General features: G+C 71.9%; 2 protein-coding genes. One reads left to right on the top strand and one right to left on the bottom strand.

Annotated features, from left to right (window positions below; genetic code table 11):
- Positions 1–43: 43 nt before the first annotated feature.
- Positions 44–982 carry a metallophosphoesterase gene (locus ACJA3G_RS36610; RefSeq protein WP_406557331.1) on the bottom strand — a complete coding sequence of 313 codons (939 nt, stop codon included), beginning with the start codon at positions 980–982 and terminating at the stop codon, positions 44–46.
- A gap of 130 nt (positions 983–1,112) precedes the next feature.
- Between ACJA3G_RS36610 and ACJA3G_RS36605 the strand changes: the two genes are divergently transcribed.
- Positions 1,113–1,577 carry a GatB/YqeY domain-containing protein gene (locus ACJA3G_RS36605; protein ID WP_406557330.1) on the top strand — a complete coding sequence of 155 codons (465 nt, stop codon included), beginning with the start codon at positions 1,113–1,115 and terminating at the stop codon, positions 1,575–1,577.
- Positions 1,578–1,607 lie beyond the last annotated feature (30 nt).

Here is a 1,607-nt window from a genome sequence, read left to right as displayed (position 1 = left end):
ACCCCGGTCCGCTTCGCCTGCCCCCCGCCATACCCGTACGCGCTCAGCCCCGTGCCGTGAGTGTGAGGAGCGTGGCTTCCGGGGGGCAGGCGAAGCGGACCGGGGTGTAGCGGTTTGTGCCGCAGCCTGCTGAGACGTGCAGGTAGGAGCGGTGGCCGCCGGACTCGTGGGTGGAGAGGCCCTTCACCCGGTCCGTGTCCAGGTCGCAGTTGGTGACCAGGGCCCCGTAGAAGGGGACGCACAGCTGGCCGCCGTGGGTGTGGCCGGCCAGGACCAGGGGGTAGCCGTCGGCCGTGAAGGCGTCCAGGGTGCGCAGGTAGGGGGCGTGGACCACCGCGATCGAGAGGTCCGCGTCCTTCTCCGGGCCGCCCGCCACCTCCGCGTACCGGTCGCGCTTGATGTGGGGGTCGTCCAGGCCCGTGAACGCCAGCTCCAGGCCCTCCAGCTTCAGTCGGCCCCGCGTGTTGCTCAGGCCCACCCAGCCCGCCGTGTCGAACGCGTCCCGCAGGTCCTCCCACGGGTTGTGGATCACCCCGACCGCCGGCGGGTTGCCGTTCAGGCCGTGCTTGCCCTGGACCTTCTCCAGCAGATAGCGGGCGGGGTTGCGCAGCTTGGGGCCGTAGTAGTCGTTCGAGCCGAAGACGTACACACCGGGGAACTCCATCAGCGGGCCCAGCGCGTCCAGGACCTCCGGTACGCCCTCCGGGTCCGACAGGTTGTCGCCCGTGTTGACCACGAAGTCCGGGCGCAGCCCCGCCAGCGACTGCAGCCACGCCCGCTTCTTGCGCTGGCCGCTCACCATGTGGATGTCCGAGACCTGCAGCACGCGCAGCGGCCTCATCCCGTTCGGCAGTACGGGGACGGTCACCCGTCGCAGCCGGAACGAGCGGGCTTCGAAGCCCGCCGCGTAGGCTACGCCGGCCGCGCCGATCGCCGTGAGAGCCGCCGTTGCCTTCAAGGGAATCCCGTATCGCGCGTGCATGCGCTCCATCGTCGCAGACGCGCGGAGGGAGGTACGTACGCCCCGGGCCGCGCCCGCGCGCGCCCGGGGGCCGCGCTCCCCGCGTGAAACTGGCACGCGCCCCGGGTGCGCCACCTGCCACACTGGGCGCATGACCACGCTCAAGGCCACGCTCAAGGACGACCTCACCACCGCCATGAAGGCGCGCGACGAACTGCGCTCGTCGACGCTGCGACTGACCCTCACCGCCATCGCCAAGGAGGAGGTCGCGGGCAAGAGCGCCCGCGAGCTCTCCGACGACGAGGTGCTGCAGGTGATCGCCAAGGAGGCGAAGAAGCGGCGCGAGGCGGCCGAGGCGTTCGAGCAGGGCGGCCGTACGGAGTCGGCGGCCAAGGAGCGCGCCGAGGGCGAGATCCTCGACGCGTACCTGCCCAAGCAGCTGTCCGACGAGGAGCTCGACGCGATCGTCGCCGAGGCCGTGGCGGAGGCCAGGGCCGCGGGTGCCGAGGGGCCGCGGGCCATGGGTGCCGTGATGAAGATCGTGAAGCCGAAGGTGGCCGGGCTGGCCGACGGCGGCCGGGTCTCGGCCGCGGTGAAGAGCCAGCTGGCCGGCTGACCTCGGACACGGGCATTTCCTCGACCACTC

The organism is Streptomyces sp. YS-3 (assembly GCF_045257485.1).
GTDB lineage: Bacteria > Actinomycetota > Actinomycetes > Streptomycetales > Streptomycetaceae > Streptomyces.
The sequence above is the reverse complement of the archived record's forward strand: the minus strand, read 5'-3'. Positions and strand labels throughout refer to the sequence as shown.

Bases quoted from the DNA above. Each gene is read 5' to 3' on its own strand.
- ACJA3G_RS36610 (WP_406557331.1), bottom strand. From the start codon at position 982: ATGCACGCGCGATACGGGATTCCCTTGAAGGCAACGGCGGCTCTCACG.
- ACJA3G_RS36605 (WP_406557330.1), top strand. From the start codon at position 1,113: ATGACCACGCTCAAGGCCACGCTCAAGGACGACCTCACCACCGCCATG.